4 protein-coding genes are annotated in these 3,961 nt (G+C 64.9%); 2 read left to right on the top strand and 2 right to left on the bottom strand.

Annotated elements, in window-relative coordinates; translation table 11 throughout:
* Positions 1 to 452, top strand: a 452-nt coding sequence (locus GXY33_15365; protein ID NLX06517.1) for a zinc-binding dehydrogenase, incomplete at its 5' end; no start/stop codon positions are given.
* A 29-nt stretch (positions 453 to 481) separates the two neighbouring features.
* Here the strand turns inward: GXY33_15365 and GXY33_15360 are convergent.
* Positions 482 to 1,225, bottom strand: coding sequence for a ribonuclease H-like domain-containing protein (locus GXY33_15360; protein ID NLX06516.1), 744 nt, complete (start codon positions 1,223 to 1,225; stop codon positions 482 to 484).
* Between the two features lie 142 nt (positions 1,226 to 1,367).
* Here GXY33_15360 and GXY33_15355 point away from each other — a divergent pair, with 142 nt between their 5' ends.
* Positions 1,368 to 2,897, top strand: a complete 1,530-nt coding sequence (locus GXY33_15355) for a YifB family Mg chelatase-like AAA ATPase (GenBank protein NLX06515.1) — start codon at positions 1,368 to 1,370, stop codon at positions 2,895 to 2,897.
* Positions 2,898 to 2,913: 16 nt separating this feature from the next.
* Here the strand turns inward: GXY33_15355 and GXY33_15350 are convergent.
* Positions 2,914 to 3,961 (bottom strand): AI-2E family transporter (locus GXY33_15350; protein ID NLX06514.1); only part of this gene is annotated, 1,048 nt, incomplete at its 5' end.

Here is a 3,961-nt window from a genome sequence, read left to right as displayed (position 1 = left end):
CGTCGCAGATCGTCCTGACCGGCGGGCGCGACCCGCGTCTGGCCCTGGCCCGGCAGTTCGGCGCCGCCCGGACCGTCAACTACCACACCGATCGCCTCGATCCCTCAGCCGGGAGAATTCCCACCATCATCGAGGCCAGCGGCAACGGCGCCGCCCTGAACGGAGTGCTCGATCTGGCGGCGCCGCAGGCCAGAATCCTGGTGCTGGGCGACTACGGAACAACCCGTGCCGATTTCCCGTGGAACAAGCTCCTGCACCGCGAACTGACGGTCTCGGGCAGCAACGCCAGCGCGGAGGCCTGGCCGGCAGCGGTGCGACTGGCCATTGAGGCGAACCTGCCGCTGGAGAAGCTGGTGACGCACCGCTTGCCCGCGCGGGAGTTTGCCCGCGGAATGGAACTGATGCGATCGCGCCGCGCGGAGGTGATCAAGGTCATCCTGCAGTGGCGATAGGACGCCGTCGGCGTGACCTCGCGTCCGGATCAGAGTCCGCAAAGCCGCTGGTAGATCGTCGAGGCGATCCGCTCCAGGTTCACCGTGTCGGCCTCGTTGTAGGCCCGGAGTCTCGGCAGGGCGGCGGTGTCGCCGCGGCGATGGGCGTGCCACAGCCGGACCGCCTCAAAGCCATCGACCTCGACGAGCGACGGATCGCGGACAATGCCGAGTTGGCGCTCGATGGACTTCAGTCCCCCGGTCAGGCCGACGCGCTTGCCGGCGAAGCACAGGTCGAAATGGGGCAGGTCCCAGTCGATCCGCGGAAACCCGCGGCGCAGGAACGAAAGGTCGAAACTCGACCCGTAGTAGGTCACCAGCATCCCGCAGTCCGCCAGACACGCAGCGAGATTCTCCGCCGTCAGGTCCTGGTCGCGAACCAGACAGGTGAACCGCCGCCCGTCGTAGAGCCCGACCATGGTCACCACGTCGGACCGGGGACTCAGGCCGGTGGTCTCAATGTCCAGATAGCAGATCCGGCCGGCGAAACGCTCGTAGAGCATCCAGTGATGCTTTCGGGCCAGGTTCCGGGCGAAGAACGCCGGATCGCCTTGCTCCAGGGCGTTCGACCAGACGCCGATCGCTTCCTGCAGATTGGCTTGGAGCCTGGCGGGCAGGCCGGATGCAGCGGGGTCACGGGTAAAGGCGTTCCAATCGCCGAGACCCGCCTGGGCGATCTGCCGTTCGGCCCTGGGGCCGACGCCGGGAAATATGCCGAAACGCCGTCGAATCATGACGGTAATCTACTCTGTTTGGTCGGTGAGAGTCAATCCGAACAGGAAAGTGAAGCGGCAATCCGCTCCGACGTTCCGTTGCCTGTAGATTTCGCAATGTGGCTTCTTGCTTTTTCGGCCACGGGAGTGTCTAATATCCCCCATGCTGGCCAAAGTGCATAGCGTCACCCTCAGCGGCATCGAGTCGATCGAGTGCGAAGTCGAGGTGGACGTCTCGTCCAAAGGGTACTCGGGGGTCAACATCGTCGGTCTGCCGGACGCCGCGGTCAAGGAGAGCATCGACCGGATCAAGGCGGCCCTGATCAACTGCGGGTATATGTTTCCGCGGCACAAGACGCTGATCAACCTGGCCCCAGCCGACGTGCGAAAGGAGGGCCCGTCGTTCGATCTGCCGATCGCGATCGGCCTGCTCGCGGCGGATGGGCAGATTGAAGCCGCCCTGCTCAAGGAGTACATGGTAGCCGGCGAACTGGCCCTCGACGGGCGGCTCCGTCCGATCCGCGGGGCCCTTTCGACGGCGATGCTCGCGGCCGAGAACGGCTATCGCGGCTTGGTGCTGCCGCGCGAAAACGCCAAAGAGGCGGCGGTGGTCGAGAGCATTGAAGCCGTCGGCGTGGGCAACCTGACCGAGGCGGTGGGGTTCCTGACCGAACAGCTCCCGCTGGAACCGGCGCGGGTCGATCTGGAACGGCTTTTCGACGTGGCCAGCCACTACGAACAGGACTTCGCCGACGTCAAAGGCCAGGAACATGCTAAACGCGCGCTGACCATCGCGGCGGCGGGAAGCCATAACGTTTTGATGATCGGGCCGCCCGGGTCGGGCAAGACGATGCTGGCCCATCGGCTGCCGACCGTGCTGCCGGAACTGACGCTGGCTGAGGCCCTGGAAACCACGCGGATATACTCAGCCGTCGGGCTGCTCAAGAACAACCGTCCGCTGGTCGGCACCCGTCCGGTGCGGCTGCCGCACCACTCAGCCTCGCCGGTGGCCCTGGTCGGCGGGAGCAATCCGCCCCAGCCGGGCGAAATCAGCCTGGCCCACAATGGCGTGCTGTTCCTCGACGAGTTGCCCGAGTTTCAGCGGGCCACGCTCGAAACGATCCGCCAGCCGCTGGAGGACGGCGAGGTGACCATCGCGCGGGCCCAGGCCTCCTCGACCTTCCCAGCCCGATTCATGCTCGTGGCGGCGATGAACCCCTGTCCGTGCGGCTATTTCGGCCATCCGCGAAAGCCCTGCCGGTGCTCTCCGGCCCGGATCGAAAAGTACGTCAGCAAGATCTCCGGGCCGCTGCTGGACCGAATCGATATTCACATCGAAGTCCCGCCGGTCGAACTGGACCGCCTGCGGGCGACGCCGTCCGGCGACAGCTCAGCGGTCATTCGCGAGCGGGTCAATCGGGCCCGCCGCATCCAGCAGCAGCGGTTCGCCGATCGGCCGGGAACCACCAACGCCCGCATGACCACCCGGCTGCTGCGGACCCACTGCAAGCTCGATCAGACGTGCGAGACCATCCTGCGCTCGGCTGTCCAGGAACTGGGCCTCTCAGCGAGGGCACACGACAAGGTTTTGCGGGTCGCGCGGACTATCGCCGACCTCGAGGGCAGCGAGCACCTGAAGGCCGAACACGTCGCCGAGGCCATCCAATATCGCCGGCTCGACCGGGCAAGCTGAAGGGCGCAGCGGATCGTCAGGAGACGGGCTTATCGTCGATGTGCCCGGCCAGGAGCTTGGCGATCGGCCGGGTGTACTCGAGCTTCTGGAAGAGGATCTTCAGGACGGCCGCGATGGGCGTGGCCAGGAACATCCCGACAATGCCCCAGATCGTCCCGAAAAACATCAACGCCAGCAGAATGGCCACCGGGTGCAGATCGAGCGACTGGCCCATGATCTTCGGCTGGATGATGTTGCCGATGGTGAACTGGATGGCGGTCGGGATGGCCAGGGCCAGGACCTTGGCGGTCAGGGAAAGCTCCGGGTTCAGGAGGGCTACCGGAATTGGCAGCAGCGTGGCGACGACCGAGCCGATGTTGGGAATGAAATTCAGCAGAAACGCCAGAAAGCCGAACATCCAGGCGAAACTGACGCCCAGAACGTTGAGCGTTGCTCCCACGAGAATGCCGGTGATCCCGGAGGTGAACACCATGGCCAGCAGGTAGCGCTTGACCTGGGTCTCGACCTCGTAGCGGATGCTGCCGACCGGCGGCGGGGTCTTGCGCCCGGCCAGCATGAAGATCAGGAAGATCAGGACCAGCACCCCATTGGAGACCAGGCTCATCACGCCACGGGCCGTGCCGGCCAACAGCGTGGTGACCGCCCCGCTGAGGGTTTCCCAGACCGACTGGGCGGGATCGATCTGCAACCCCAGCTTCTCCAGGGGGAGTTCGGAGAACAGGTCCGTGGTGAACTGCTTGATCTGGGCCCGGTACTCGTCGCCGTAAACAGTAATCTGGCCCACCGCGGTGAGGATCAGCAATCCAAGAAAGAACAGCACCGCACAGGCCAGGACGATGGTAGTCAGTATGGCCAACGGGCGGGGGATCCGCAGCCATTTGATCTGGGCATCGACCAGCGGAATCAGGCAGTAGGTCAGGAACACAGCCAATATAAAGGGGATCAGCACCGAACCGATCAGATACAAAGCGGCGGCGATCGCCGCTGCGGCGAGGATGAGCAGACAGACGGTCACGATGCGCTGGTCGGTTATGGTTGTTTTCGGGCCGTTGGGCATGTCCGGT

This window comes from Phycisphaerae bacterium, assembly GCA_012729815.1.
Taxonomy (GTDB): domain Bacteria; phylum Planctomycetota; class Phycisphaerae; order JAAYCJ01; family JAAYCJ01; genus JAAYCJ01.
Note: the sequence above shows the minus strand (reverse complement) of the source record. Positions and strands in the feature narration are given on the sequence as shown.